At 26.1% G+C, this 1,255-nt stretch carries 1 protein-coding gene; it reads left to right on the top strand.

Annotated features, from left to right (window positions below; translation table 4 throughout):
• Positions 1–163 precede the first annotated feature (163 nt).
• Positions 164–1,201, top strand: a complete 1,038-nt coding sequence (locus tag EHV01_RS06690; protein ID WP_422066778.1) for a hypothetical protein — start codon at positions 164–166, stop codon at positions 1,199–1,201.
• Positions 1,202–1,255: the final 54 nt, after the last annotated feature.

Below are 1,255 nucleotides of genomic sequence, written 5' to 3'. Positions count from 1 at the left end.
TTGATATAAGTTTAATAATATTTATAGTATAGCACTAATTAATGACTTAATCAATGATTATTTAAAAACCAGATATTTTATTAATCAGAGCTATCTGAACCCTTTTTTTCACCTTAATTTTATAGTATAATAAATAAATAAAAAAAATATGGGGGTTTTAACAATGGAAAATAATAAAAAAGTAATTGATTATTGAGATGATTATGACCCAAATGATTTTGATCCAGCAAAACGACCAACTTCAATTTTGCAAGATAAAACGATATTAAATAATAATCAAAATTCTGTTGATAAAATTACTAGATTAACAAATGAATTTGAGACATATTCATATTACAATAATAAATTTAATGTTAAACAAAATAATGTTCAAAATGATGTTTTTGATCACAATGATAATTATGATGAATTAGATTATTCTGAATGTCAACCAATAGAAGGGGCAGAAATTAACCAAGCAACAGAATTAACTGATTTAGATGAATTAAATTTAAATAATAAGAATCGATTTGTTCCATTTAATGAAAATGATATGGTTACTCCAGCACTTGATGTTAATCAAATTTATGATCGTTGGCAAAAATCAAAAGCTAATTTAATTACGCGTAAATTAGATGTTCTACGAAATCGAGTTCAAGAACCACGGATTGAAGGACGCCGAAAATATAGTTTTTATGCTCCTAAATCATTAGAAGAATTATTAAATAAACCAGCTCAAGTTGTACTAGATGCGACTCCATGCGTTGGCGGTGATGAGGTTTATCCTGACCAAAAATATTTTAATAATCCAGTTTTACTTTCAAAAGTACAGGGTAAAAATAATGATAATTTGTCCTTATCTAATAGTAATGATGGAATACCGCTAATTTCAGATGAAATCTTAGACAATGAACCATTAACAATGAGCAATATCTTAAAAAATGCTAAAATAAATATTGATGCAAGTAAAAAAGAAGCAATCTTTATTAATTATGAGGATGTGCTAGATCCCAATAATTTAAATTATGAACAACGTTTGCGTTTATTAAAATTAGCAGCTGATGACCCCAATAATGAAGAACGAAAAAAATTGTTACAAATGAAATTAAATAATGGTAGTTTACTATCCTTATCAGCAATAGTTAAAGAACGATTACAAAAAGTTAAAACGGGAGAGATTGAATTAATTGAGGAAATAACTCTTACAAAAGATAACAATTAGAGTAAAAGGAAAAGAAAAAATATTTTTTAGCACAATAACCTATTAATGTTCTTT

Origin of the sequence: Spiroplasma sp. hy2 (assembly GCF_044714365.1) — a bacterium.
GTDB lineage: Bacteria > Bacillota_I > Bacilli_A > Mycoplasmatales > Mycoplasmataceae > Spiroplasma > Spiroplasma phoeniceum.
This window is presented reverse-complemented; position numbering and strand designations above follow the sequence as displayed.